Here is a 25064-nt window from a genome sequence, read left to right as displayed (position 1 = left end):
AGCGCTATGCAGGCCTGCCCAACGCGATTGCGGCGGCCCGCTGCATCGCCGCCCTGACCTGCTCGGGTGATGCGCCGCGATGGAGGCTGGCGATCGCCGCGGCGTTGACCGCGCCCATGGCGGCGCCGACGAGGGCCGCTGCGTCGATCTCGTCCAGCTCGTCGGGATAGGTGTCGTGGAGAGCCTCGGCCAGCCGCGTCTGCGCGGTGAAGGATGTCTGCAGCAGCCGCGCCTGAACGGCCGGCACGGACGTGAGCAGACGTGCGCGAACAGCGGCGAGCCCGCTGGACAGGTCGCCGGCCCATGAGTCGGCGATCATCACGTCCAATGCCCTGGCCAGCACGTCGCGTACCGGTTCGTCCGGGCTCCGTTCGGAGATGGCGAGCGTGCCCGCGTCGACCCTGGCTGTGGGATCCCCGAGTACCACGTCCTCCTTGGTGGGGAAGTGCAGGAAGAAGGTCCGGGTGCTCACGTCTGCCTCCTCGGCGATGTCGGCGACCGTGGTGCCGTCGTAACCCTTCTCGCCGAACAGCCTCGTGGCGGCGTCGATGAGCGCCGTGCGGGTGTGCTGCTTCTTCCGAGCGCGGCGGCCCGTCCCGTCCTGCATCCGTCAACATTACTACATTGACTGAATCAGTTCATCAGCTGTATCAATGTGTTCAGTGCATCGAGGGGGCAGACATGGGTGTAATGAGCGGTCGCACAGTGCTGGTCACGGGAGCGGGACGGGGCATCGGCCGGGCGGAGGCGCTCTACCTGGCCGCGGAGGGCGCGAACGTCGTCGTCAACGACCCGGGCGTGGAGATCGACGGCTCGGGTGGCGACAGCCGGGTGGCTGAGGCGGTCGCGGCGGAGATCGTCGGGGCAGGCGGTCGCGCGGTGGCCGACACGGGCAGCGTCGCCTTCTGGGATGACGCCCGCCGCATGGTGGATGTCGCGGTCGAGGCGTTCGGTGATCTGCATGCGGTGGTCAACAATGCGGCGATCGAGGTCAGCAAGGCACTGGAGAGGCTGACCGAGCGCGATTTCGACGACGTCGTCGCTGTCAAGCTCAAGGGGACGTTGGCGGTGAGCCGGTGGGCGGCCGCCTACTGGCGCGACCGCGCGGCCGCCGGGGTGACTTCCGACCGCGCGATCGTCAATACCGTTTCCGGGTCCGGTCTGCTCAACCCGTTGCCCACCCATTCCGGCTACGCCGCGGCGAACGCCGGGGTGGCGGCGATGTCGTCCGTACACGCTGTGGAGCTGGCCCGGCTCGGGGTCAGGGTCAACTGCGTGAGCCCGTCGATGATCAGCACCCGCCTCACGGCAGGCGTGCCGGGAATGGACCGGACCGCGGGCGCGGGCGGAATCGACCCGACGGCCCCCGTGGTGGTCGCGCCGCTCGTGGCCTACCTCGCGAGCGCGGGGTGCCCGCTGACAGGCCAGGTGCTGTCGGTCCGCGGTGGCGCGATCACAGTGAACGTCGGATGGTCCCGTGGAGCCGAGGTGACCAAGGGCGGCGGGTTGTGGACCGTCCCGGAGCTGGCCGCCCGGCTGGAGACGTTGGATCTGGAGGACCCGTTCGAGCGGCTCGCTTCCGCCCTCGATGGAGCCCTCGGCCGGGCGGGCCGCGCACAGATCGAGACAATGGTCGCGGACCAGCTCAACGCCTGATCCACGGTGACCGGCCGGGCCAGCGGTTACGGTGGGCGGATGCTCGTCGATCGGATGCGCCCGCACACCTCCACGATCTTCGCCGAGATGTCGGCGCTCGCCCTGCGCACTGGTGCGATCAACCTCGGACAGGGTTTCCCCGACACCGACGGGCCGCCCTCGCTGCTCAGCGACGCCGCGGCGAACATCCAGGGCGGGATCAACCAGTACCCGCCGGGCGTCGGCATCCCCGAGCTGCGCTCCGCCGTGGCCGAGCACCAACGGCGCTTCTACGGGCTCGAGGTCGACCCCGACGCCGTGCTCGTCACCACCGGGGCCACCGAGGCGATCGCCTCCGCCGTGCTCGCGTTCTGCGAGCCGGGCGACGAGGTGGTGACCTTCCAGCCCTACTACGACTCGTACGCCGCCACGATCGCGCTGGCCGGCGCGGAGCTGCGCGCGGTGCCGCTGCGGCCCCCGTCGTTCGGGTTCGATCCCGACGAGCTGCGCGCCGCGTTCTCGGCCCGCACCCGGCTCGTGCTGGTGAACACCCCGCACAACCCGACGGGCGCGGTGTTCGACCGTGAGCAGCTCACCCTGATCGGCGAGCTGGCCGCCGAACACGACGCGGTGATCGTCACCGACGAGGTCTACGAGCACATGACCTACGACGGACGGCCCCACGTGCCGATGGCCACCCTTCCGGGCCTGGCCGAGCGCACGCTGACGATCTCCTCGGTCGGCAAGACGTTCTCGGTCACCGGCTGGAAGGTCGGCTGGGTGAGCGGGCCCGCTGAGCTCGTCTCGGCGGTGCGCGCGGTGAAGCAGTTCCTCACCTACGTGAGCGGTGCCCCGTTCCAGCCCGCCATCGCCGCCGCGCTCGGGCTGCCCGACTCCTTCTACACCGGCCTGGCTGCCGATCTGCAGCGCAAACGGGATCTGCTCTCCAACGGGCTGAGAGAGGCGGGCTTCACCGTGTTCGACACGGGCGGCACGTACTTCGTCGTCACCGACGTCACGCCACTCGGGTTCAGCGACGGCGCCGAGTTCTGCTGGAGCCTGCCGGAGCGGATCGGCGTGGCCGCCGTCCCGGTGTCGGTGTTCTGCGCCGACCCCGATCTCGGGCGCTCGCTGGTCCGCTTCGCCTTCTGCAAGCGCGACGAGGTGCTCACGGAAGCCGTGTCGCGCCTGGCGGCCCTGCGGTCGGCGGTGCAGGCATGAAGGCCTACGGCTTCACCGCGTTCGGCGGCCCCGAGAACCAGGCGATGCTCGACGTCCCGGTTCCCACGCCGGGCGTGGACGAGCTGCTCGTCCGGGTCCGCGTCGCGGGGGTCAACCCGGGTGACTGGAAGCTCCGCGACGGCGGATACGGCGACGTCACGCTGCCGGCGGTGCTCGGCCGCGAGGTGGCCGGCACGGTCCTGGCGGTCGGACCCGGCGTCGAGGGCTTCGCGGTCGGCGACGAGGTGTTCGGCGGCACGCCTGACATGGTGGGCGGGTGGGCCGAGCAGTCCCTCGTGATCGCGTCGTTCGCAGCGCATCGCCCCGAGAGCGTGAGCCCGGCCGATGCGGCGGCGCTCCCGGTGGCCGCCGGCACGGCGTACGACGCCCTGAACGGGCTCGATCTCGCGCCGGGCTCGACGTTGCTCGTCAACGGGGCGGGCGGCGGAGTCGGCGTGGTGACCCTGCAGCTCGCCCGGGCCCGGGGTCTTGTCGTGATCGGCACGGCGAGCGAGAGCAAGCACGACCTCGTGGCCTCGTACGGCGCCACGCCCGTGGTCTACGGCCAGGGCGTGGCCGAGCGGATCCGCGCCGCCGCGCCCCAGGGCGTCGACGCGGTGTTCGACACCGTCGGTGGCGGGGCACTGCGCGCCGTGGCCGAGGTGCTGGCCGACCGCTCGCGCCTGGCGACGATCGCCGACCGGGCGCTCGTGGCCGAGCTCGGGGGCAAGGGGGTGGAGCGCGACCGCAGCACGGCAGTGCTCGCCGCGCTCGCGCAGCTGGTCGCCGACGGAGCGCTCGACCCGAACGTCACCGATACCCGGCCCCTCGACGAGGCGGGTGCCGCGCTCGCCACCGTGGAGGCGGGGCACACCCGGGGCAAGGTGGTGATCGAGGTCGGGTGATCGCGCCGCAGTGGTGGTCATGCGAGCGGTCTGCGGTTCGTGCGACCTCGGCGAGCCCGGCGGCGAGAGCTCCCGAGAGATGGTCGCCGCACTGCCCCGGGGCGACCGGCCCGACCGACAGGTAGGTCAGCACGTTCTTCGCCGCCAGCGTCAGGAGCGCGGGTAGCTTCCTTCGGCACAGAAGTGGATCACGTCGACGACGCCCGGTTGTCGACGAGCGGACGGTCCGTGATCGCGGCAGCGGCCGGCACGGATGCCGCCACGAGTACACCCGCGGTCAGGGTGACTGCGCCGGTGCCGGCAAGGCTTTCCCGCAGCATTCCTGACATTTCCCGTTCCGCCCCTCTCCGGCGGGTCGGTTCCGGGCCGATAAACGGCCGGAGAATTCTCATCACGCGTGACCTCGAAAAGATGTCATCCGTAGAGTGAGGTGATTCATTCTGGCGGGCCGCCATGAGTCGCCGTGGTAAATCGATCCCTTTTGGTGGCTTTTGCTCCCTGTTCGCCGTGCGGGTCAACAGGGAAGACCGGGACTGATGTGGACGGTGATATCGCGGGTGTGAATGGCGGCTGTCGCTTCGATCAAGATCCGTACTACGGTGCCCAGACCACTGCTTACCGTCGCGCCCGCACGAACGCCGGCCCGGCAGCGGTGTGATCAGGGGTGACGCATGAATCGACATGAACGGGACGATTACTACATCGTGGGGGAAGGTGTCTATCGAACCGATCGGAACGGCGCACAGCTGCTCGCACGTCCGTCCACACTGGATCAGTATCGAAAGTTCCGGTTCTCCCGCCTCGGGCCGATGGGCGATCCGATGGACGACGCCGCGCGGCAGATCGTCGAACAAGTGGCCGATGTGATGGCCGGGAAGGGGGTGACCGATCCGGATTCGCACGATCCCGTCATTCCTGCCGGCTTCACCTATCTCGGTCAGTTCGTCGACCACGATCTCACCCTGGACAAGACCGCGGTGCATCTCGGCCAGGACGTCTCGGTCGCCGAGCTGATCCAGGGCCGCTCGGTCTCGCTGGACCTCGACTCGCTGTACGGGCTGGGGCCGGCGCGCGATCCGCAGTTCTACGACCCCGACGGTGTACACCTGCGCACCGGTTCGACCGTCGGCGCCGCCTTTCCGCCGGACACCCCGGTGGCGAACGCCGATCAGGCCGGGTTCGACCTCCCGCGTTCGGGACAGGGGGCCACGCCGGCGGAGCGACGCGCGCCGGTCATCCCGGATTCGCGCAACGACGAGAACCTCGTGGTGGCGCAGACGCATCTCATGTTCATTCGGTTCCACAACACCGTGGCCGGCATGTTCGCAGAGCAGGGATTGACCGGAACCGCGCTCTTCGAGAAAGCGCGTGAGGAGGTCACCAAGCACTACCAGTGGATTCTGCGCACCGACTTCCTCCCGCGAATCGTCGACCAGGCGGTCCTGGACGACGTCTTCACGAACGGGCGCAAGTTCTTCGAGGTCTCGCCCACGTCGGCGGACGGTGCGGGCGAGCAACAGACCCAGGAAACGATTGATGCGCCCACGATGCCGGTGGAGTTCTCGGTCGCCTCCTATCGGCTCGGGCACAGCATGGTGCGGGACGCGTACGAGTGGAACGCCGTGTTCCGGACGGGCGGGCCCGGTGGAGTGGCGCCGCTCGGTTTCCTGTTCCGGTTCACCGGCACCAGTGGGAACTTCACACCCGGATCGGCCACCGACCTCAGCGACCTCAACGACGTGAACGCGGCCGGCCCGGAGCGGCTGCCGAGCAATTGGATCGCGGACTTCCGCCGGCTCTACGACTTCTCGGAGGCCCAGCGGCCCGACCTGAAGCCGGCCGACGGCCTCGTGAACGTGACCAAGCGGATCGACACCCTCCTCGTCGACCCTCTGCGTCAGCTGCCCGAAGGGGCGTTCGACGGGCGGACCGCGGCCGTGTCGACCGTGGGGCGGGGTCTCAACCTGGCCTTCCGCAACCTCACGCGGGCCGGGATGGTCAGGCTCGCCACCGGGCAGCAGATGGCGGCCTTCCTCGGTGTGGAGGTGCTCAAGCCGGACGTCATCCTCGCCGGTAACGGCGGCGCCGTGCTGCCGACCGCTTCGGACGCCCAGCCCGGCCTCACCGACGAGCAGAAGGCCTGGTTCGGGGAACACACGCCGCTGTGGTTCTACATCCTGCGCGAGGCCGAGGTGGCGCAGGGGAAGGTGACAGGTGTGGGCGCCCGGATCGTCGCCGAGGTGTTCCACGCGGCGATGGAGGCCAGCGCCAACTCCATCGTGCGTGACCAGGCATGGCGCCCCTCTTTCGGCCCGGACGCCGCCACGTTCCGGATGGTCGACATGTTGCTCTTCGCCGTGGCGGGCAAGGAACAAGTGCTTTTCCCTCTGGGCTGAGCGACGGGACCGGTGGGCCGGGGCGCGGACGGCCCGGCCCACCGGCGTCCGGGGTGGGACAGAGCCCCCGGTCGGATCTGTCCGGGGCGGATGGCGCTCGAAGCCGTCCAGTTCAACTGGGCCGTTGCTCCGGGCGACGTGTGGAGCCCGGTCCTACGGCGCCACTCCCGTGGAGTACGGCGACGGGGTGGCCGAGCGGATCCGCGCCGCCGCGCCCCAGGGCGTCGACGCGGTGCTCGACACCGTCGGCGGCGACGCATTGCGCGCCGTGGCCGGTGTGCTGTCCGACACGTCACGCCTGGCAACGATTGCCGACCGGCCACTCGCCGCCGAGCTCGGGGGCCACGGCGTTTAACGCGACCGCAGCACCGCGGTGCTCAGCGCGCTCGCGGGGCTCGTCGCCGATGGCGCGCTCGATCCGCACGTCACCGAGGTCCGCCCCCTCGACGAGGCAGGCGATGCACTCGTCATCGTGGAGGCCGGGCACACGCGTGGCAAGGTCGCGATCCGGGTCAGCTGACGTGATCAGCCGCCGGCACCCGCCGCGGTGCCGGTGGACCGAGGCAGGCACAGTGACGCCGTGACGGCGAATCGGCTAGGTCTGCTGATCGGTGCGGTTTTCGGGACGATCTACGTGGTGGTCAACGCGGGCACGCTGGGTTCGCCGGTCGGCCTGCTTCTGCAGGTGGTGGGTGTCGCGGCCCTCGTCGGGCTGCTGGTCGTCATGTTCCGGTCCCGCCCGGCGCCGGCAGCGGCCACGGCACGTAACGCCGTCGGGTTCGGCCGCTGGTACTGGGTCGTCGTCGCCGCCGAGGTGGTCGCCTTCTTCGCGGGCACCGCGGTGCTGCGCGGGCCGCTCGACCTCCCGCTCGCCGTCCTGCCCTGGATCACCTTCGTCGTCGGCGTGCACTTCCTCGGGCTCGCCAAGGTGTGGAGCGCACCCTCGCTGGTGTGGGTGGGGGCAGGCCTCACGGCATGCGGTGTGCTCGGCCTCCTGGTGGCCGTGATCGGTGCCGGCGAAGCGGTCGTCGCCGTCGTCGCCGGTGTGGCTCCCGGGCTGCTCCTGCTCGGAGGCAGCTGGTGGGGCGCGGTCCGCGGCGGTCGGGAACCGGCCGCAACCGCAGAGTGACCCGGCAACGACCCCTCGAAGACCCCGATCTCGGAGGACGAGAAGTGCCCACTGACCAGCTGACCGTGCGCGAGCGAGCCACCCTGATGGCCCTGATGGCCGAGGCCCGCGAGCTGACGAACGCGGAACTGCGCGACGCGGCAGGCTTCACGCTCGACGGCCGGTACCGGCGCAGGCTGAACGAGCAGAAGCTGGTGACCTCCAGAAAGGTCGGCCGCGGCTTCGCGCACGAGCTGACCGACGACGGCTGGGCCTGGTGCACCGCCGAGCTGTCCATGGAGCGTCCCGACCGGGCGGGTTCGCTGGGCGGAGCGCTCTACACCGTGCTCGCCGGGCTGCAGCGGTACGTAGCCAGGGGCGGCCTGCTCCACGAGATCTTCACGCCGGACGTCGAGGTACTGATCCGGAATGCGTACCGGGAACTCGCGGACGCACCTGGCCGCTGGGTCGGCCTCGCCGAGCTGCGGGAGAAGCTGCTGGGCGTGTCCCGAGCCGCGGTCGACGCCGAGCTCGAACGGATGGCGAGCAGCCCGGGCGTGCACATCCAGGCCGAGTCCAACCAGAAGACGCTGACCGAGGCCGACCGTGCCGCCGCCGTCCGGTTCGGGGGCGATGAGCGGCACATGCTGATGATCGAGGCAGAATGACCGACGAGGAGCGGATGGCGCTCGAAGCCGTCCAGTTCAACTGGGCCGTCGCTCCGGACGACGTGTGGAGCCCGGTCACGCACCACGTCGACGGTCTGCACGAGCGGGTTGCGAAGTCCGTGCTGGACTCCGTGTCGGCAGCGCGGGCGAGCCAGGGAGCGAGCCCGATCGGGGTCGTCCTGCAGGGCGACCGCGGTGTGGGCAAGACGCACCTGCTGCGGTGGGTGCGCCAGCAGGTGCAGGAGAGCGACGGGTACTTCTTCCTGGTCAAGCTGCTCGAGGGCCACGAGTTCTGGCGCAGCGCCGTCCACGGGATCGTCGACGGCTTCTTCGCCGGGCAGGTCGACCAGCTCACGCCCCTCCTGCGCCGCCTCGCCGCGCTCGCCGGTATGTCGCCGCTGGCGCAGACCCGCATCGCAGGAATGCTCCCGCTCTTCCGCGAGGACCTGGACGCGCTCGTCATCGGGATCGGCAGCGTCGATCGTCAGGTGTGGATGGAGTGCCAGAACACCCTGCGGGCGCTGGTGCTCTACCGGGCCGTCCATCCGGAGCTGCAGGAGATCGGCTACGGATACCTGACCCTCGACGGCGACGTGGAGGAGTCCGCGCGGCTGGAGTGGGGTTTCCGGCGCGGCACCCGGTCGCGTCAGCTCGTGTTGCGCGACCTCTCCCGGCTGCTCGCGCTCACGGGGCCGACCGTGATCGCCGTCGACCAGATCGACGGGCTGATCAACCAGTCCGACGAGGCGACGACGGACGCGGCCTCCGTCACGGCGAAGCGCAGCGCACTGGTCGGCGAGATCGCCGACGGGCTGATGGAGCTCCGGGAGGTGACGCGGCGCACCTTGTCGATCCTCGCGTGCATCCCGGCGTCCTGGGAGACGATCAGGAGCAGCGCGGTCATCTCCGCCGCCGATCGGTTCCGCGTGTCGATGCTGCAGGGTGCGATGCCCGACTCGGACGTCGCGCGGGCGATCGTCGCGCAGCATCTCGGCGGGTGGTACGCCGAGGTCGGCTTCACCCCGCCCTACGACACGTGGCCCGTCCGGCCGTCGGCCTTCGAGAGCGCGAGCGCGCGGACCTTCACGCCGCGGCGCCTCCTGCAGCGCGTCGACGCACACATCCGCAAGTGCCTCGACTCCGGTGAGCTCATCGAGCTGGACGATCTCGCGGACGAGCCGGCCCCCGTCGGTCCGCCCCAGCCGCCTGATCCCCGCGAGCTGCAGGCGATGGACGCGTGGTTCACCCGGTTGCGCGATGAGGCCGACGTCGGCACGCCGCTTCGCCAGGACAGCGAGGACGACTGGATGCCGCCCCTGCTGACGGCGGGGTTGAGCGCGTACATCGCCGAGCTCGGCGAGGCCGGACAGCATCTGGCGGTGGATCAGGTACGCGGGAGGAAACCCGCGTTGCACGCGCGCCTGCGCCGGACGCTCGACGAGCGGACCGAGGACGAGGTGCACGTCGCCTTCCGCGGGATCGCGCACTCGCACGCCCGTGCGGTGCAGAGCCGGATCAGCGCGGCGAGCACCGAAGCCGGCCTGAGGGCCGGCGGGGACAAGCGCACGCTCGTGCTGATCCGCAACTCCGCCTGGCCGAGCGGCCCGGTGACCGCCCGGGTCGTCGCCGAACTGGAGGAGCAGGGCGGGGTCGTCGTCCCGATCAGCGAGGACGACCTGCGCACCTTCGCGGCGCTGGAGGTCATGCAGCGGCCGCAGAAGCCGGGGTTCCTGGAGTGGCTCGCCGCCCGCAGGCCGGCTGGGTCGACCGAGCTCTTCCGGCGCACCCTCGGCGATGTCGCACCCCCGCAGGTCGCGGCTTCCCCCTCGGAGGACGCCGACGCCGCGCCGGTGGCCGAGCCCGCGCTGCCTCCACCGGCCGACGATCCTCCGCCCGCCGGGAACCTGGAGCCGACCGCCGAGCGGCCGGAGCCCCCACCGCGATGGCGGCCCAGCCCGGTGCCCCGGCCCCGTGTTCCGACGGTGCCGGTCGGCAGGTCGGACACCCACCAGCGGGACGTCCACGTGCCGCTCGAGTCGCTGCGCAAGCACACCGTCGTCTTCGCCGGGTCGGGTTCGGGGAAGACCGTGCTCCTGCGGCGGCTGGTCGAGGAGTGCGCCCTCCACGGCGTCTCGGCGATCGTGCTGGACCCGAACAACGACCTGGCCCGCCTGGGCGACGCATGGCCGGAACCGCCGCAGAACTGGCACGACGGCGACGCGGAGAAGGCCGCCACCTACCTCGACCAGACCGAGGTGGTCGTGTGGACGCCCGGCCGCTCGAAGGGGCGGCCCTTGGCGTTCCAGCCGCTCCCGGACTTCGGCGCCGTCCTCGGGGACGACGACGAGTTCGCCATCGCGGTCGGTGCGGCCGTCGCGAGCCTCGCCCCCCGCGCGCAGCTGACCGGGCGGAAGGTCGAGTCGGGCAGGGCGGTGCTCCGGGAGGTGCTCACCTACTACGCCGGCCACGGTGCCTCGTCCCTCGACGGGTTCATCGACCTGCTCGGTGACCTGCCCGAGGGCATCAGCGGGCTGCGCAACGGCCAGAAGCTCGCCGCCGAGATGGCGGAGGCGCTGACGGCCGCGATGATCAACGACCCGCTGTTCGGCGGCTCCGGGGAGACCGCCGACCCGTCGGTGCTGCTCACACCGAGCGAGGGGAATAAGGCGCGGATCTCCGTGATCAGCTTCATCGGGCTGCCCGCCGACGAGCAGCGCCAGAGCTTCGTCAACCAACTGCAGATGGCGCTGTTCTCCTGGGTGAAGGCGAACCCGGCGGGCGACCGTCCGCTCGGCGGCCTCTTCGTGTTGGACGAGGCACAGACCTTCGCGCCGTCCGGTGCGATGACCGCGTGCACCGAGAGCACGATCTCCCTGGCGTCGCAGGCGCGGAAGTACGGTCTGGGCCTGGTCTTCGCCACGCAGGCCCCGAAGGGCCTGCACAACCGGATCCCCGGAAACGCCGCCACCCAGTTCTTCGGCTACCTGAACTCGGGCACGCAGATCAACGCCGCCACCGAGCTCGCCAGGGCCAAGGGGGGTCAGGTGAGCGACATCTCCCGGCTCAGCTCGGGCCAGTTCTACGTCGCGAGCGAGGGCCTCGCGTTCGAGAGGGTGCACGAGCCGATGTGCTTGAGCCACCACCCACCGAGCCCGCTCACGTCCGAGGAGGTGATCAAGCGGGCCGTCGAGGGGCGGGCGTGACGGTCAAACGGCCTGCACGTTCCGTTCCTCGGGCACCGGTGCGGTAGCGGCCACGAGCTCGTCCAGCGACAGCCCCAGGGCTCCGGCCAGCGCGGACACGGTGAAGAACGCGGGCGTGGGGATGCGACCCGTCTCGATCTTGCGCAGCGTCTCCGCGGAGATGCCGGCGTCACCGGCGATATCCGCGAGGCTGCGGTCTCCCCGCGCCGCGCGCAGCAGCGCGCCGAGCCGCTCCCCGCGCTCGCGGTCGGCCGGGGTCAGGGGGACACGCACCATGGCACCGATAGTAATACCGGTATAGTTATCGACATGATTGAGATGAAGACCCCGGCTGAGGTCGACGCCGTCCAGGCCGCAGGGAAGATCGTGGCCGACGTCCTCACCGCTGTGCGGGAGCACGCCGCCCCCGGCGTCGCACCTGCCGAGCTCGACACGCTCGCCGCCGACCTGATCGCAGCCGCGGGCGCACGGCCCACCTTTCTGGGCTACCACCCGAGGTCCGCCCCCTCGGCCTACCCGGCGGTCATCTGCGCGAGCGTGAACGACGCGGTGGTGCACGGCATCCCCGGACGTCAGCCGCTGCGCGACGGGGACCTGCTCAGCGTCGACCTCGCCGTGCACCTGGACGGCTGGTGTGCCGACGCGGCGTTCAGCACCGTTGTCGGTCGGGCCGACCCGCGCGACGTCGAGCTCATCGAGACGACGGAGCGGGCCCTCGCCGCCGGCATCGCCGCCGCCGTGCCGGGTGCCCGCATGGGCGACATCGCCCACGCGATCGGCGTCGTCGGTCGCGCCGGCGGGTACGGCCTCCTGGCCAACCACGGGGGCCACGGTGTCGGGCGCGAGATGCACGAGGCCCCGCACGTGCCCAACGAGGGCCGCGCGGGTCGTGGCCTCGTCCTGCGTCCGGGTCTGGTGATCGCGATCGAGCCCATGTTCCTGGCCGGTGGCACCGACGACTACCGCCCCGACCCCGACGGCTGGACCCTCCGCGCCGCCGACGGGAGCAGGGCCGCCCACACCGAGCACACGATCGCCGTCACCGACGACGGGCCGCGGGTGCTCACGGCAGGCCGCCCCACGAGCTGACCCGCCCGCTCGAGACGTGCCGGCCGTACGTCGTTGCTCGGGTCGGGGACGCCGGGCCCCGCAGCCGATGGTTGCGCGGAGCGATCCCCCTCAGCGCCGAGCCGAGACCGAATCTCAGCCCAGCGCCGCAACCACCGCGTCACGCATGCCGGTGGCCGGTCGCCCGAGGAGCTTCTCGAGATCGTCGGAGGGCTCCGCGAACAGGCCCGATGCGATGAGGTTGTGCACGAACGCGGCCGGGCCGAGGTCATCGGCCGGCACCGCCCGGTAGGTCACGGGCCGCCCGGACACCTCGCCGAGGATGCGGGCGAGGTCGGGCACCGTCCAGAGAGCGCCACGCACCTCGTACGCCACGCCCTCGTGTTCCGTGCCCGTGAGCGTTGCGGATGCGGCGAGTGCGAGATCGGTGATCGTCGCGAAGTTGACCGGCTGCCCGCCGTCGGCGGCCACCAGCTCGCCGGACTCGACGGCCGAACGCAGCCCCGGGTTCACGAGCGCCTCCATGTAGAAGGTGTTGCGCAGCAGCGTGTGGGGCACGCCGGACTCGCGCAGCATCTTCTCGGTGGCGGTGTGGTCGGCGAGGAACCCCACGCCGTCCTGCGCCCCGATGGCGCTGGTGTAGACGATCCGGCCGACCCCGGCAGCGCGCGCAGCGTCGACCACGTTGCCGTGCTGGCGGACCCGGGTGCCGGGGGTGATGTCGGGCGAGGAGACGAACAGCAGGACATCGGCGCCCGCAAAGGCCGTTCGCAGCGACCCCGGGTCCTCGTAGTCCCCGGCGCGGACCTCGACGCCCTGGTCGGCGAGGGCCGCGGCCTTCTGCGGAGTTCTCGCCACGGCAACGAGATCGGCGGCCGGCACGCGGGTGAGCAGGTCCTTCGCGACGATTCCCCCGAGCTTGCCGGTGACTCCGGTGACGACGATCATTCCTGCTCCTCCACAACCCTCACGCCAGGACGAGATGACCGTAGGCGTGCCGGCCGATGCGCCGCGATGCCCACCCCGGAGCTGATCCGGCACCGCCCCGCGGTCGGGGTGATGCTGCGGCCCTGGTCGATCGCGGCCACCGTCCGCCGAGCACTCGACCGCTGATCTCGGCCCGCCACCGTCAAGATCGCCTCGAGACCGGCCGATCCGCCCTCGTCGGGGCGAGAACCCGAATCTGGGATCGATCATGGGCTCGACACCGATGATCGCCGCGAGTGTGGCCGATGCGCCCTCCCAGGGGCGGGAACCCTGATCTCGGAACGATCACCGCTCCAAGATCGCCGTGAGATGAGGGTGCGCGCCCCCGTGGGGGCGGAAAGCCGGATCTCGGAACGATCACTCGGCGACGGCCCGTGCGTCAGGTTGCCTGCTGCTCGTCCTCCGTCCACTCGTCCTGGGGCTCGCCCGGCCGGTGCACGCCGAAGGACCACTCGAAACCCTCGGGGTCGACGACCCGGAATCGGTAGTTGCCCCACTCCGTGGCCTCGGGCTTCCAGATCGTGGTGGCGCCGGCGTCGACCGCGCGGGCGTAGAGCGCGTCGACGTCGTCGGGTGCGGGGACGCTCAGGTAGAGCCCGTAGCCCATGGTGGGGCCCTTGCGCGGCGGGCGCTCGTAGCCGTCGTGGTCGCTGAACACCACGACCACGGCGTCGCCGAGCCGAAGCTCGGAGTGGGCGATGCCACCCTTCTCGTCCGGGAACGACATGGTCGTCTCGAACCCGAAGGCCCGCTGGAGCCACGTGATGGCGGCCGGGGCGTCGCGGTACCCGAACAGGGCGTGGAGATCGGCGAGGGGCTGTTTCGTCTCGGTCACCCGATGAGGATGTCCACCTCAGCGGTCAGTTCCTGTCCTGATATTCACGCGACTCCGTTCGGGGTCAGCCCACTGCCGCCAGATCCGTGGGCTCCTCGTTGGACGGGGTCGGGTCCGTGGCCGGTGCCTCAGGGTTCCGCTCGCCGTCGAGCAGCGGGCAGTCGAGCCAGGCCTCCGGGATACCGAAGGCGTCCACCAGCGTTCTCGCATGTGGGCGCAGCGATCCGCAGAGCGCGTTGACAGCCGCGGTGATCGCCTTGGCGCGGCCCGGGGTGAGGTATCCGTGCTCGACGAAGAACGCGCGGTCGGCCTCGATCACCGAGAGGGCGTGCAGCCCGCGCACCTGGTCGAGCAGGCCGCGTGCGTCCGGGCTCTCCACCCGGTCGACGGCGGCTGCGAAGGCGTCGAACACGATCCGGTCGACGTGCGCCCGTGCGGCCACGAGCAGGTGGTCCTGGGCACCGTTGAAGACGGCGAACTGGTCGGCCCCCGGCGAAAGTGCCCGGCGCATCCGCCGCGCTGCTGCTGCGAGGAGGTGCTCCTCGCGCTCGACGAGCAGCCACCGCTGGTAGGAGCGGTCGCGCACGTCGCCCCGCCGCAGGACGGCACGCAGGCCGGTGCGCTCGGCCAGTGAACCGGCCACGAGATCGGCCGCGAACCGCGCCTTGCCCGCCAGGTCGAGCTTCCCGACGCGCCGTGCGTAGTCCGAGAGCAGGGTCTTCGCCACCAGCTGCAGCAGAACGGTGTTGTCGCCCTCGAAGGTGGTGAACACGTCGGTGTCGGCCTTGAGTTGCGGGAGCAGGTTCTCCGCCAGGTAGCCGGCGCCGCCGCAGGCCTCGCGGCAGGTCTGGATCGTGGCGGTGGCGTGCCAGGTGGCTACCGACTTGATGCCTGCGGCCCTGGTCTCCAGGTCGCGCTGCCGATCCTCCACGCCGGTGCCGGAAGCCTGCTCCCCGTCGAACGACTGCAGGTCGTGCATGTCCGACACCAGGTCGCCCTGCGCGAAATGCAGCGCGTAGGTGGTGGCGAGCGCGGGGAGCAGTTTGCGCTGGTGGACGAGGTAGTCCAGTACGACCACCTCCTCGCCCGTGGCCGGGTCGGAGAACTGCCGCCGGGTCGCGCCGTAGCGGATGGCCAGGGCGAGCGCCTTCTGGGTGGCCGTGCCCGCCCCGCCCGCAACACTGATCCGGCCCCGGACGAGCGTGCCGAGCATCGTGAAGAAGCGGCGCGAGGAGCTCTCGATGGGGCTGGAGTAGGTGCCGTCCTCGGCCACGTCGGCGAAGTGGTTGAGCAGGTTCTCCCGCGGCACCCGCACGTGGTCGAACGAGAGCCTGCCGTTGTCGACGCCGTTGAGGCCTGCCTTGCGTCCGCAGTCGCCGATCGTCACGCCCGGCATCGGCGTGCCGTCCTCGGCACGAATGGGCACCAGCAGCGCGTGGACGCCGTGGCTCGTGCCGCCGGTGATCAGCTGGGCGAACACCACGGCCATCCGACCGTCCCGCGCGGCGTTGCCGATGTAGTCCTTGCGCGCCCCGGCGTCGGGCGTGTGGATCTCGAACTCCTGCGCCGCCGGGTCGTACGTGGCGGTGGTGCGCAGGTGCTGGACGTCGGAGCCGTGGCCGGTCTCCGTCATCGCGAAGCAGCCGAGCAGGTCGCCATCCATGATCGTCCGAAGGTACTTGTCGTGATGACGAGAAGTGCCGAGCACCTGGACGGCCCCACCGAACAGGCCCCACTGCACACCGGCCTTGACCAGCAGGGAGAGATCGCCGTATCCGAGTGCCGCGAACGCCGTGACGACGCCTCCGACGTCGCCGCCCCCGCCGTACGCCGGGTCGAAGCCGAGGTGAGGGCGACGGCTCTCGGCCAGCAACCGCAGGTTGGCCGTGGTGAGCTCCCGGTACTCCTCGGTGCTCAGCCCGGGATCCGGGTTGAGTGCGAGCGCGCCGAGTTGCGTGCGGACATCAGCGCGGACGTCGGCCCATCTGCCGTCGAGGACGCGCTGGAGTTCGCGGGCGTCGACCGTCATGCAAGTTCCTCTTCCTTCTGGGCGGCGGCCGGGGGAGCCACGACGCCGGAGAGCCCGGACCAGGCCAGGGCGGTGAGCTGAGCGGCGAGCTCGTCGCGAGTGGTGCCGGCGGGCCGCGCCAGCCAGTTGTCGGCGGCCGCCCGTACGAGCCCGACGACCCCGTGACCCCATGCCGCCGCGGCGCTGGTGGCCGAGCTGGCGCGGCGGAGGTGCGCGGCGATGACGGCAGCGGCCTCGTCGCCGATCAGCGAGACGAGATCGGCAACCGGGTCGGCGTCGAGTGCGCGGTCGACGAGGGGGCGGTGCACGACGAACCGATAGACCTCGGGGTCGTTCTCGATCAGCCGCAGGTACGCGGCGATGGCGGCGGCGGTTTTGGCGTGGGGTCCGTCGGCGCCGTTCATGGCGGCACGCACCTGCGCGACCAGCACCTCGGCCACGCGGGCGCAGACGGCGACGTAGAGCTGGGTGCGGTCGGTGAAGTGCCGGTAGACGACGGTTTTGCTCGTGCCCGCCGTGGCCGCCACCTCGTCCATTCCCACGCCGGCCCCGTGCGTGCGGATCGCAGTGATCGCGGCGTCCGTCAGCTCGGCACGGCGAGCGAGCCGATGGGCGTCCCACCGGCTGGTGCGCTTGTCCCGCAGTGCCTTCACGGGACCGACAGTACCGTGTACTTTGAGTATCGGCTACCGATGGGTAACACCGTCCAGAAGCCTCAACCCGGGAGGAACCCGTGCCGGAGAGCCGGAAGGCCGCCGTGATCGGCGGCAACCGCATTCCCTTCGCCCGCGCGAACGGCGCGTACGCCCGCGCGTCCAACCTCGACATGCTCACGGCCACGCTCGACGGCCTCGTTGCCCGGTTCGGCCTGGCCGGGGAGCGGCTCGGTGAGGTGGCGGGCGGTGCGGTGCTCAAGCACAGCCGCGACCGTGACCTCACCCGCGAGGCCGTGCTCGGCAGCGCGCTCTCGCCCTACACCCCGGCATACGACGTGCAACAGGCCTGCGGCACGGGCCTGGAGACCGCGATCCACGTCGCCAACAAGATCGCCCTCGGGCAGATCCAGAGCGGCATCGCGGCCGGGGTCGACACCGCGAGCGACGTGCCGGTCGCGCTGAACGACGACCTGCGCCGCGTGCTGATGGAAGTCAACGGAGCTCGCTCGCTCGTCGCCCGGCTCAACGCGCTGCGCGGCCTGCGGCCAGGCCAGATCGTGCCGGAGATCCCGCGCAACGCCGAGCCGCGCACGGGCCTGTCGATGGGTGAGCACGCCGCGCTCACCGCGCTCGAATGGCACGTGGGGCGGGAGGAGCAGGACGAACTGACCGTCGCGAGCCACCGCAACCTCGCCGCCGCCTACGACCGCGGCTTCTTCGCGGACCTGGTGACGCCCTACCTGGGGTTGACGCGGGACCAGAACCTGCGCCCCGACACCTCGGTGGAGAAGCTCGCGAAGCTGAAGCCAGCGTTCGGCAAGGGTGAGGGCGCCACCATGACGGCGGGCAACTCCACACCGCTCACGGACGGCGCGGCAGCGGTGTTGCTGGCGTCGGACGAGTGGGCCGCCGAGCACCGGCTCCCGGTGCTCGCGCACGTCGTCGACGCGGAGACGGCCGCGGTCGACTTCGTGCTCGGCTCGCCGGGCCGGCCGGTCGACGGGCTGCTCACCGCACCGCTCTACGCCGTGCCGCGGCTACTCGAACGCAACGGGCTCACGCTGCAGGACTTCGACTTCTACGAGATCCACGAGGCGTTCGCGTCCACGGTGCTCGCCACGCTGAAGGGCTGGGAGGACCCGGCCTTCGCGAAGGAGCGGCTCGGGCTGGACACTCCGCTCGGCCCGATCGAGCGGTCGAAGCTGAACGTCGTGGGCTCCTCGCTCGCCACCGGCCACCCCTTCGCCGCGACGGGCGGGCGCATCGTCGCGACCCTCGCGAAGCTGCTGCACGAGAAGAGCAGCGAAACCGGGACGCGCACGCGCGGGCTGATCAGTATCTGTGCAGCGGGCGGCCAGGGCGTCGTCGCGATCCTCGAGGCGGGATGACATGTCGAACGACACTCTTCGCGATCTCTCCCAGAACTCCCTCGTCCGGCGGCTGGGCGTGCCCCGGATCCCGGTGCTGCGCCGCTACTCACCGGGCCAGCCGCTGCTGGACGGGCCCGCGCTCGTCGGTGCGGTCGGCGCGGGCCGGTACGCCGAGCAGATCCGCGCACTGCTGAAGGACGCCGAGGTGGCCGATGCCGGCGATGGCAAGGTCGCTGCGGCCGTCCTCGACGCCACCGGCGTGCGCACGCTCGACGACCTCGCTGCGGTTCGCGAGTTCCTCACCCCCGCCGTCCGGCGGCTGGGCCCGTCGGGGCGGTTGTTGCTGCTCGGTCCGGAGCCCGATCCGTCCGGCGTCGAGGCGGCGGCCGCCGCCCAGGCGCTCGACGGGCTGGTGCGCTCGGCGGCCAAGGAGGTGCGCGCAGGCGCGACGGCGAACCTGCTCGTCGTGCACCCCGACGCGCCCCCTGCGGCTGCCGACTCCGCTGTGCGGTTCTTCCTCTCGGCCCGGTCGGCGTACGTCGACGGGCAGGTCGTGCGGATCGGGGTTCCGGTCGGCCCGGCCCAGGACCCGATCGGGATGGATGCGCCCGACGAGGTCGAGCGGCCGCTGGCCGGGCGGGTCGCCGTGGTCACCGGCGCGGCCCGCGGGATCGGTGCGGCCATCGCCGACACGCTCGCCCGCGACGGAGCCACCGTCGTCGCCGTCGACGTCCCGGCGGCGGGCGAGGGGCTCGCCCGGGTGGCGAACCGCATCGGGGGCACCGCGCTGCAACTCGACATCACGTCGTCCGATGCCTCCGAGCGGCTCCTCGCACACGTCCGGGAGCGGCACGGGCGCGCCGACATCGTGGTGCACAACGCCGGCATCACACGCGACAAGCTGCTCGCCAACATGGACGCCGACCGCTGGAACGCGGTGCTGGCCGTCAACCTGCGGGCGCAGCTCACGATCAACGAGGCGCTGCTCGCAGGCGACCTGCTGAGCGACACCGCGCGGGTCGTGTGCATCGCGTCCACCAGCGGGATCGCCGGCAACCGCGGCCAGACCAACTACGCGGCGAGCAAGGCGGGCGTGATCGGGATGGTGCGGGCGCTCGCCCCCCGTTTCGGGGAGCGGGGCGCGACGATCAACGCGGTCGCGCCGGGCTTCATCGAGACCGAGATGACCGGGAAGATGCCGATCGGCACCAGGGAGGCCGGGCGCCGGATCAACAGCCTGCGCCAGGGCGGCCTGCCGGTGGACGTCGCCGAGACCGTCGGCTGGCTCGCGCAGGCCGAGAGCGGTGGGATCACCGGCCAGGTCGTGCGGGTGTGCGGGCAGAGCATCCTGGGGGCCTGATGAGCACGGGTGGCGCGGGGCTGGGTCTGATGCCGCTGTACGTGAAGGCCGCGGTCGGGTCGATCGGGCCGCGCGCGTCGGTGCTGCCGGTCGGTGAGCGCTCGCGGGAGGGCGTGTCCGTGGATCGCGGGCACCTCGCGGACTACGCGCGCGTGTGCGGCTTCCCGGTCGAGGACGTGCTGCCGCCGACGTATCCGCACGTTCTGGCATTCCCGCTGCAGGTCGAGCTGATGGCCGGACGCGACTTCCCGCTGCCGCTGCCCGGGCTGGTGCACATCGGCAACACGATCAGCGTGGACCGTGAGATCGACGCGGCCGAACCACTTGCCCTGCGCGTGTACGCGGAGCGGTTCGTCGCGCATCCGAAGGGCGCCCAGGTCGACCTCGTCACTCGGGTCGACACAGACGGTGAGCCGGTCTGGCACGGGCGCAGCACGTACCTTGCGCGCGGGGCCCGCGCGCCGGAGGGAGTGACCTCGCCGGCGCCGACGCCGCCGGAAGCCCCGGACGGCCCCGCGGTCGCGACGTGGCGGGTGGGTGCCGACACCGGGCGGCGCTACGCGGGCGTCAGTGGTGACGTGAACCCGATCCACCTGCACCCGCTCGCCGCGCGTGCGTTCGGTTTCCCGCGGGCCATCGCCCACGGGATGTGGACCGCCGCCCGGGCGCTCTCCGCGTTGCAGGGCCGACTACCGGCGGCGATCACCTACGACGTGTCGTTCGGCAAACCCCTGCTGCTGCCCGGCACGGTCGAACTGCACGCCGCACCGGTGGACCGCGGCTGGCATCTCGCTGTTCGCACGGATGACCGCACGTACCTCACGGCCGTCGTCCGGGAGGCGGGTGCGTAGCTGCGCTGACGGGGACGCTCCGAGGCACCGTGTTCTAGGAGCAGCCGGGGATGGCGGGGCGGCAGTTGTTGGGCTGGTTGGCGACCACGGTGCTGGTGGTGATCGTGACCGTGCCGGCGAGCCGGAAGATGCCACCGCCGTCGGCGCCGCTACCGACCGCCCGGTTGGTGATCACTGCCACGTTCTGCAGGACAGTGGTGCCCGTGTCGTTGTAGATGCCGCCGCCTTGGGCGTCCGTTCCGGTCGCGGTGTTGCCCAGGACCTGGCCGTTCCTGACGGTCAGCGAGTCGCCGTTCCACAGGCCGCCACCTTCCGCCTCGTCGCCGCCGGCGACGTTGTTCAGGACCGGGCTGCCGGAAAGCGTCAGGTCGCCGAAGTTCCACACACCCCCGCCGGACGCACCTGAACCCGTCGCGTCGTTGCCGTCGATACGAGTGTTGTTCAGGGTGAGTGGGCTCGCGTTGAGGATTCCACCGCCGAAAGGCTCGGCGGCCCCGGTGATCGCATGATTGCCGATGACCGTGCTGCCGGTGAAGGTGGCTGTGGTTCCTTGGTTGTTGAAACCACCGCCTTGAACCGCGGTGTTGTTGCTGAGGGTGCTGTTGTTGACCTCCACCGTGCCCAGACTGTAGATCCCGCCGCCTACCTGGGCAGCGGTGTTGCCGGTGACGGTGCTGGTGGAGAGGGTGAGGCGGCCGCCGTCGACGAAGATCGCACCGCCGTTGTCGGCGCGGCCGTTGCGCAGTGTGAGAGCGCTCAGGGTCAGGGTCGATCCGGGGGCGACTCGGAAGAACCGGAAGTCCGGGGCCGACGACGAACGGGTGATCGTCGCGGAGTTGCCGTTGATGCGAACCGGCGTGGTGATGATCGGCAGACCGTTATCGGGGTTCTCCGGTGTGGTGAGCGTGTAGGTGCAGGCGGGGGTGAGGTTCAGCGTTCCACCGCCGGCCGTGTTGGCGGCGGCCACCGCGTTCTTGAGGGCGGCCTCGTTGCACGGCACAAGGCTTTGTGCGAACGCCGTCGCAGGCAGACCCAGCAGAACGCTGCTCAGAACAACCGTCCCAACCAGGAACCTACGACCACGCAGCATCGACGACCGTCTCTCGTATTCCAGGGGCGATGAGTTGTACGGCCGGCACGTTAGAGAGGCTCTGTGCGCAGGACGCGAACCCGGCCGTGGCAGTCATTCGATCGACAACACCGATTCACCCACCGGAGGAATGCGCGTGGGTCTCCCGACAGGGACACATGGCGCTGAATCGGTGCGCCTGGAACAGCGATACGTGACCATGTCGCAGAGGGCGGCCTTGCTCGGGCGACGGGTGTCGGCTCGGGGGTTTCGGGCTCTAAGGTGCTCGATCATGGCCCGGTTCGTGATCGACCGGTCGACACGGATCTCGCTCGCTGTGGTCGTGCTGATCGCCAACCTCGCCGGTGCCGCCGTGGTGCTCGTGCTCGCGGCGTGGGTTCTGCCCGAGGGGCCGCTCGCCGACCCGTCCACCGTGCGGCTGATCAACCTCCTGACGTTCTGTGGGTACCTGGTGCTCGCTGTGCCGGTCGGGCTGCTCTGGGGTGCCCTGCGCTTCCGGCTTCCCCGGGGGGACGCCGACACCGAGCAGCACCTGGTGCTCCACGGTCCGCTGCGACTGGTCACCGTGCAGGCCGTGCTGTGGGGAGTGGCCGCCGCCCTGTTCGTCGTCCTGAACGCCGGCTGGTCCCTGCGGCTCGCGGCGTCGGTCGGGGAGACGATCGTGCTCGGCGGGATCACCACGTGCGCGCTGTCGTACCTGCTCAGCGAGCGCATCCTGCGGCACACGGCAGCGCGCGTGCTGTCCGCGAACCCGCCGCGGCAGCGGGTACTGCCCGGCGTGGTCGTGCGGGCGCTGCTCTTCTGGGCGCTCGGCACGGCGGTGCCGGTGGTCGGGCTGCTGCTGTCCGCGGTGTCGGCCCTGGCCTACGGGGACGTGTCGCCGGGACGGCTCGCCGTGATCGTGCTGACCGTCGGTGGCGCGGCGCTGGTCGCCGGTCTGCTGGTGACCGTCGGGGCGGCCAGGGCGGTGGCCGACCCGGTGAACGCGGTGCGCCGCGCGATGCGCCGGGTGCAGGGCGGTGATCTCGAGGCGAACGTCACCGTCTACGACGGCACCGAGCTCGGGCAGTTGCAGTCCGGCTTCAACACGATGGTCGCGGGTCTGCAGGAGCGGGAGCGCATCCGTGACCTGTTCGGCAGGCACGTCGGACGGGACGTGGCCCGTGCCGCCGCTGCTACGGGAGAGGTCCGGCTCGGCGGCGAGGTGCGTCGGGTGGCGGCGCTCTTCGTCGACCTCGTCGGCTCCACTACGCTCGCCGCGCAGCGCCCGCCCGCCGAGGTGGTCGGACTGCTCAACCGCTTGTTCGCCGTGGTCGTCGAGGTGGTCGAGGAGCACGGCGGCTGGGTCAACAAGTTCGAGGGGGATGCCGCCCTCGCGGTGTTCGGAGCGCCCGTCGGCATCCCGGATCCAGCGGGCTCCGCGCTGGCCGCCGGCCGGGTGCTGGCCGCGCGGCTGACCGCCGAGCTGCCGGAGGTCACAGCGGGGATCGGCATCTCCGCGGGCGACGCCGTGGCGGGGAACGTGGGTGACGTGCGCCGCTACGAGTACACCGTGATCGGAGACCCGGTGAACGAGGCCGCGCGGCTCACCGAACTGGCCAAGGCCGCGCCCGGCCGGGTGCTCGCCGCCGGGTCCGCGGTCGATCTTGCGGGCGCGTCCGAGGTGGCTCGATGGACGGTCGGCGACGCGGTCGTGCTGCGTGGCCGGGGCGCGGCGACCAGGCTCGCGAGCCCGAACGACAACCCGAAACCGGGGGAACCGATCGTCGAAACGGATGGGCGCCGCGGAACCCGTCAGAATCTTGGTGCTGGATGACCGAAAACCGCGTGGATGGGGTAGGTGTCCGGAGCTAGCGTCAGCGCGTGACCCAGCAGGCGCCCGCGCGCGTCGTACCTCCCGTCCCCGCCTCCCGCTACCGGTGGGGCGCCTTGGCCGCCGTCGTGGTCACGGTGTGCGCGTGGGCGTCGGCGTTCGTCGCCATCCGCGCCGTCGGGCAGTCCTACGGCGCCGGTTCGCTGGCACTGGGTCGCCTTCTCGTCGGGTGCCTCGCCCTCGGCGCCGGACTGCTGGTCAGCAGGCGCTGGGTCACCCCGACCGCGCGGGAGTGGGGGCTGATCGCCCTGTGCGGGGTTGCGTGGTTCGGCGTCTACAACGTGGCGCTGAACGCAGCGGAGCAGCAGGTCGACGCGGGGACCGCGGCGATGGTGGTGAACGTCGGCCCGATCCTGATCGCGCTGTTCGCGGGGTGGCTCCTCGGCGAGGGCTTCCCGCGGTGGCTCGTGGTGGGGGCACTGATCGCGTTCGGTGGAGCCGTGCTCGTCGGAGCGTCCACCGCGCAGCTGGACCGGTCCGACCTCCTCGGCGTGGTGCTCTGCCTCGTCGCGGCCGTCACCTACGCGGTCGGTGTGCTCTCGCAGAAGTCGGCGCTGCGCAGGCTGCCCGCCCTGCAGGTCACATGGCTGGCGTGCACGATCGGCGCCGTCGCGTGCCTGCCGTTCGCGCCCGCGCTGTTCGCCGACGTGGCCGCCGCCCCCGCCGAGGCGACGGCCGGCCTGGTGTACCTCGGTCTCGTGCCCACCGCGCTGGCCTTCAGCACCTGGGGCTACGCCCTCGCGCGGATGGACGCCGGGCGGTTGGGCGTCACGACGTACGTCGTCCCGCCGATCACGATCGTGATGTCGGCCGTGCTGCTCGGTGAGCTCCCAGCGGCGCTGGCGCTCGTCGGGGGCGCGATCTGCCTGATCGGTGTCGCGCTGTCCCGACGCCGGTAGCAGGTCAGGGCTCGTCCTTCCACGGCGGCGCCACCAGGACGAAGCGGACGCATTGACCGGGCCGTACCTGGGCCGCCCGGTCGACGTCGGCGTCGAGCACCACGGCAGCCACCGGGTATCCGCCCGTCACCGGATGGTCGGCGAGGAACAGCACCGGCTCCCCGCCGGGCGGCACCTGAACGGCTCCCCGCACCATGCCCTCGGTCGGCAGCTCGCCGGAACCGGCGCGCTCGATCCGCCCGCCCTCCAACCGCATCCCGACCCGGTCGCTGCGGCTCGACGCCGTCCAGATGGTGCGGGCGAGAGCGTCCGGATCAGCGAGGCGGTCCGCGCGCGGACCGGGAACGGCCCGCAGCGTGACGGGGCCGCCGGTCGGTACCGCCACCGGAGCCACGTCCACCAGCGGCAGCTCGGACGGCTCCGGCCCGAGGGGGAGCACGACGCCGGGTTCGAGCTTCGGCGGGCCGAGCCCGGCGAGCACGTCCGTGCTACGCGACCCGAGCACCGGATCGACGGCGATACCGCCGCGTACGGCGAGGTAGGTGCGCAGGCCGGTCGCGGGTGTCCCGAGTCGCAGCACCTGACCCGGTCGCAGTGTCAGAAGCGCGTGGTGCCCGGCGGGGCAGCCGTCGATGTCCGCCGGGGCCGGGGCACCGGTCAGCGCAACGGTGAGCGGCACGGGGTTCTGCTCCGCCGCGCGCACGGTCAGGCCGCCGAACACCACCTCGATGCCTGCGGCGTCCTCCGAGTTGGCCACGAGCCGGTTGGCCAGGCGGAGCGCGAAGCGGTCGGCGGCTCCCGAGCGTCCCACGCCGGACGCGGCGAGCCCCGGTCGTCCGAGGTCCTCGACGAGTGCCAGTGCGCCGGTGGCCAGCACCTCCAAGGCTCGCTTGCTCACCGCACTCCCTCG

24 protein-coding genes are annotated in these 25064 nt (G+C 71.5%); 15 read left to right on the top strand and 9 right to left on the bottom strand.

Translation table 11 applies throughout. The annotated features are described in order from the left end of the window. Nucleotides 1-4: 4 nt before the first annotated feature. Nucleotides 5-607, bottom strand: a complete 603-nt coding sequence (locus ACQPZQ_RS43735) for a TetR/AcrR family transcriptional regulator (protein WP_433290337.1) — start codon at nt 605-607, stop codon at nt 5-7. A gap of 83 nt (nt 608-690) precedes the next feature. Here ACQPZQ_RS43735 and ACQPZQ_RS43730 point away from each other — a divergent pair, with 83 nt between their 5' ends. Genes ACQPZQ_RS43730 through ACQPZQ_RS43720 form a run of 3 tightly spaced genes read left to right on the top strand, consistent with a single transcriptional unit; the run spans nt 691 to nt 3761 of the window. Continuing rightward, complete coding sequence (locus ACQPZQ_RS43730; RefSeq protein ID WP_433290336.1) at nt 691-1656, top strand: SDR family NAD(P)-dependent oxidoreductase; 966 nt, start codon at nt 691-693, stop codon at nt 1654-1656. 39 nt (nt 1657-1695) lie between these two features. Then, nucleotides 1696-2856: a pyridoxal phosphate-dependent aminotransferase gene (locus tag ACQPZQ_RS43725; RefSeq protein ID WP_433290335.1), complete on the top strand. Its 1161-nt coding sequence runs from the start codon at nt 1696-1698 to the stop codon at nt 2854-2856. Then, the gene (locus ACQPZQ_RS43720) at nt 2853-3761 is read left to right on the top strand and encodes an NADP-dependent oxidoreductase (protein ID WP_433290334.1); all 909 of its coding nucleotides are present in this window, start codon (nt 2853-2855) and stop codon (nt 3759-3761) included. Before ACQPZQ_RS43725 ends, ACQPZQ_RS43720 begins: the two co-directional genes overlap by 4 nt. Nucleotides 3762-3949: 188 nt before the next feature. Here the strand turns inward: ACQPZQ_RS43720 and ACQPZQ_RS43715 are convergent, their stop codons facing one another. Beyond that, a complete protein-coding gene (locus ACQPZQ_RS43715) occupies nt 3950-4090 on the bottom strand; it encodes a hypothetical protein (protein WP_433290333.1) in 141 nt (46 codons plus the stop codon). Between the two features lie 480 nt (nt 4091-4570). Between ACQPZQ_RS43715 and ACQPZQ_RS43710 the strand changes: the two genes are divergently transcribed. The 6 genes from ACQPZQ_RS43710 (at nt 4571) to ACQPZQ_RS43685 (ending at nt 11136) form a co-directional block, all read left to right on the top strand. Next, a complete protein-coding gene (locus tag ACQPZQ_RS43710) occupies nt 4571-6157 on the top strand; it encodes a peroxidase family protein (protein WP_433290332.1) in 1587 nt (528 codons plus the stop codon). A gap of 124 nt (nt 6158-6281) precedes the next feature. Next, nucleotides 6282-6512 (top strand): hypothetical protein, encoded by a 231-nt coding sequence (locus ACQPZQ_RS43705; RefSeq protein WP_433290331.1) that lies wholly within the window; start codon nt 6282-6284, stop codon nt 6510-6512. 18 nt (nt 6513-6530) lie between these two features. Beyond that, nucleotides 6531-6677 carry a zinc-binding dehydrogenase gene (locus ACQPZQ_RS43700; RefSeq protein WP_433290330.1) on the top strand — a complete coding sequence of 49 codons (147 nt, stop codon included), beginning with the start codon at nt 6531-6533 and terminating at the stop codon, nt 6675-6677. A gap of 60 nt (nt 6678-6737) precedes the next feature. Then, nucleotides 6738-7286, top strand: a complete 549-nt coding sequence (locus tag ACQPZQ_RS43695) for a hypothetical protein (RefSeq protein ID WP_433290329.1) — start codon at nt 6738-6740, stop codon at nt 7284-7286. A 44-nt stretch (nt 7287-7330) separates the two neighbouring features. Then, nucleotides 7331-7933: a hypothetical protein gene (locus ACQPZQ_RS43690; RefSeq protein WP_433290328.1), complete on the top strand. Its 603-nt coding sequence runs from the start codon at nt 7331-7333 to the stop codon at nt 7931-7933. Continuing rightward, on the top strand, nt 7930-11136 hold the full coding sequence (locus ACQPZQ_RS43685; RefSeq protein ID WP_433290327.1) for an ATP-binding protein: 3207 nt from the start codon (nt 7930-7932) through the stop codon (nt 11134-11136). The genes ACQPZQ_RS43690 and ACQPZQ_RS43685 overlap by 4 nt, the downstream gene beginning before the upstream one ends. A gap of 3 nt (nt 11137-11139) precedes the next feature. Here ACQPZQ_RS43685 and ACQPZQ_RS43680 read toward each other — a convergent pair whose 3' ends face one another. Continuing rightward, on the bottom strand, nt 11140-11412 hold the full coding sequence (locus ACQPZQ_RS43680; RefSeq protein ID WP_433290326.1) for a helix-turn-helix domain-containing protein: 273 nt from the start codon (nt 11410-11412) through the stop codon (nt 11140-11142). Nucleotides 11413-11445: 33 nt separating this feature from the next. Here ACQPZQ_RS43680 and map point away from each other — a divergent pair, with 33 nt between their 5' ends. Further along, nucleotides 11446-12225 carry a type I methionyl aminopeptidase gene (map, locus tag ACQPZQ_RS43675; protein ID WP_433290325.1) on the top strand — a complete coding sequence of 260 codons (780 nt, stop codon included), beginning with the start codon at nt 11446-11448 and terminating at the stop codon, nt 12223-12225. A 114-nt stretch (nt 12226-12339) separates the two neighbouring features. On the opposite strand, the gene ACQPZQ_RS43670 is transcribed toward map, so the two are convergent. The 4 genes from ACQPZQ_RS43670 to ACQPZQ_RS43655 all read right to left on the bottom strand — a co-directional run bounded on the left by ACQPZQ_RS43670 (nt 12340) and on the right by ACQPZQ_RS43655 (nt 16708). Then, nucleotides 12340-13152 carry an NAD(P)H-binding protein gene (locus ACQPZQ_RS43670; protein WP_433290324.1) on the bottom strand — a complete coding sequence of 271 codons (813 nt, stop codon included), beginning with the start codon at nt 13150-13152 and terminating at the stop codon, nt 12340-12342. Between the two features lie 418 nt (nt 13153-13570). Then, nucleotides 13571-14026: a VOC family protein gene (locus tag ACQPZQ_RS43665; RefSeq protein ID WP_433290323.1), complete on the bottom strand. Its 456-nt coding sequence runs from the start codon at nt 14024-14026 to the stop codon at nt 13571-13573. Between the two features lie 64 nt (nt 14027-14090). After that, nucleotides 14091-16055 (bottom strand): acyl-CoA dehydrogenase family protein, encoded by a 1965-nt coding sequence (locus ACQPZQ_RS43660; protein ID WP_433290322.1) that lies wholly within the window; start codon nt 16053-16055, stop codon nt 14091-14093. After that, on the bottom strand, nt 16052-16708 hold the full coding sequence (locus ACQPZQ_RS43655) for a TetR family transcriptional regulator (protein ID WP_433290321.1): 657 nt from the start codon (nt 16706-16708) through the stop codon (nt 16052-16054). Before ACQPZQ_RS43655 ends, ACQPZQ_RS43660 begins: the two co-directional genes overlap by 4 nt. An 80-nt stretch (nt 16709-16788) precedes the next feature. Here ACQPZQ_RS43655 and ACQPZQ_RS43650 point away from each other — a divergent pair, with 80 nt between their 5' ends. Genes ACQPZQ_RS43650 through ACQPZQ_RS43640 form a run of 3 tightly spaced genes read left to right on the top strand, consistent with a single transcriptional unit; the run spans nt 16789 to nt 20292 of the window. Beyond that, nucleotides 16789-18099, top strand: coding sequence for an acetyl-CoA C-acetyltransferase (locus ACQPZQ_RS43650; RefSeq protein ID WP_433290320.1), 1311 nt, complete (start codon nt 16789-16791; stop codon nt 18097-18099). 1 nt (nt 18100) lies between these two features. Then, nucleotides 18101-19441: a 3-oxoacyl-ACP reductase gene (locus tag ACQPZQ_RS43645; protein WP_433290319.1), complete on the top strand. Its 1341-nt coding sequence runs from the start codon at nt 18101-18103 to the stop codon at nt 19439-19441. Beyond that, nucleotides 19441-20292, top strand: coding sequence for a MaoC family dehydratase (locus ACQPZQ_RS43640; RefSeq protein WP_433290318.1), 852 nt, complete (start codon nt 19441-19443; stop codon nt 20290-20292). Before ACQPZQ_RS43645 ends, ACQPZQ_RS43640 begins: the two co-directional genes overlap by 1 nt. A gap of 34 nt (nt 20293-20326) precedes the next feature. Here the strand turns inward: ACQPZQ_RS43640 and ACQPZQ_RS43635 are convergent, their stop codons facing one another. Continuing rightward, a complete protein-coding gene (locus tag ACQPZQ_RS43635) occupies nt 20327-21292 on the bottom strand; it encodes a hypothetical protein (protein WP_433290317.1) in 966 nt (321 codons plus the stop codon). A 361-nt stretch (nt 21293-21653) separates the two neighbouring features. Here ACQPZQ_RS43635 and ACQPZQ_RS43630 point away from each other — a divergent pair, with 361 nt between their 5' ends. After that, nucleotides 21654-23198: an adenylate/guanylate cyclase domain-containing protein gene (locus ACQPZQ_RS43630; protein ID WP_433290316.1), complete on the top strand. Its 1545-nt coding sequence runs from the start codon at nt 21654-21656 to the stop codon at nt 23196-23198. 47 nt (nt 23199-23245) lie between these two features. Further along, a complete protein-coding gene (locus tag ACQPZQ_RS43625) occupies nt 23246-24154 on the top strand; it encodes a DMT family transporter (protein WP_433290315.1) in 909 nt (302 codons plus the stop codon). 4 nt (nt 24155-24158) lie between these two features. Here ACQPZQ_RS43625 and ACQPZQ_RS43620 read toward each other — a convergent pair whose 3' ends face one another. Beyond that, on the bottom strand, nt 24159-25052 hold the full coding sequence (locus tag ACQPZQ_RS43620; RefSeq protein WP_433290314.1) for a biotin-dependent carboxyltransferase family protein: 894 nt from the start codon (nt 25050-25052) through the stop codon (nt 24159-24161). Nucleotides 25053-25064 lie beyond the last annotated feature (12 nt).

Source organism: Pseudonocardia sp. CA-142604, assembly GCF_050948475.1.
Classification (GTDB): domain Bacteria; phylum Actinomycetota; class Actinomycetes; order Mycobacteriales; family Pseudonocardiaceae; genus Pseudonocardia; species Pseudonocardia alaniniphila.
The sequence above is the reverse complement of the archived record's forward strand: the minus strand, read 5'-3'. Positions and strand labels throughout refer to the sequence as shown.

Excerpts from the sequence above, each read along its gene's own strand:
- ACQPZQ_RS43735 (WP_433290337.1), bottom strand. The coding sequence starts at position 607 with ATGCAGGACGGGACGGGCCGCCGCGCTCGGAAGAAGCAGCACACCCGC.
- ACQPZQ_RS43730 (WP_433290336.1), top strand. The coding sequence starts at position 691 with ATGAGCGGTCGCACAGTGCTGGTCACGGGAGCGGGACGGGGCATCGGC.
- ACQPZQ_RS43725 (WP_433290335.1), top strand. The coding sequence starts at position 1,696 with ATGCTCGTCGATCGGATGCGCCCGCACACCTCCACGATCTTCGCCGAG.
- ACQPZQ_RS43720 (WP_433290334.1), top strand. The coding sequence starts at position 2,853 with ATGAAGGCCTACGGCTTCACCGCGTTCGGCGGCCCCGAGAACCAGGCG.
- ACQPZQ_RS43715 (WP_433290333.1), bottom strand. The coding sequence starts at position 4,090 with ATGTCAGGAATGCTGCGGGAAAGCCTTGCCGGCACCGGCGCAGTCACC.
- ACQPZQ_RS43710 (WP_433290332.1), top strand. The coding sequence starts at position 4,571 with ATGGGCGATCCGATGGACGACGCCGCGCGGCAGATCGTCGAACAAGTG.
- ACQPZQ_RS43685 (WP_433290327.1), top strand. The coding sequence starts at position 7,930 with ATGACCGACGAGGAGCGGATGGCGCTCGAAGCCGTCCAGTTCAACTGG.
- ACQPZQ_RS43680 (WP_433290326.1), bottom strand. The coding sequence starts at position 11,412 with ATGGTGCGTGTCCCCCTGACCCCGGCCGACCGCGAGCGCGGGGAGCGG.
- map (WP_433290325.1), top strand. The coding sequence starts at position 11,446 with ATGATTGAGATGAAGACCCCGGCTGAGGTCGACGCCGTCCAGGCCGCA.
- ACQPZQ_RS43670 (WP_433290324.1), bottom strand. The coding sequence starts at position 13,152 with ATGATCGTCGTCACCGGAGTCACCGGCAAGCTCGGGGGAATCGTCGCG.
- ACQPZQ_RS43660 (WP_433290322.1), bottom strand. The coding sequence starts at position 16,055 with ATGACGGTCGACGCCCGCGAACTCCAGCGCGTCCTCGACGGCAGATGG.
- ACQPZQ_RS43645 (WP_433290319.1), top strand. The coding sequence starts at position 18,101 with ATGTCGAACGACACTCTTCGCGATCTCTCCCAGAACTCCCTCGTCCGG.
- ACQPZQ_RS43640 (WP_433290318.1), top strand. The coding sequence starts at position 19,441 with ATGAGCACGGGTGGCGCGGGGCTGGGTCTGATGCCGCTGTACGTGAAG.
- ACQPZQ_RS43630 (WP_433290316.1), top strand. The coding sequence starts at position 21,654 with ATGGCCCGGTTCGTGATCGACCGGTCGACACGGATCTCGCTCGCTGTG.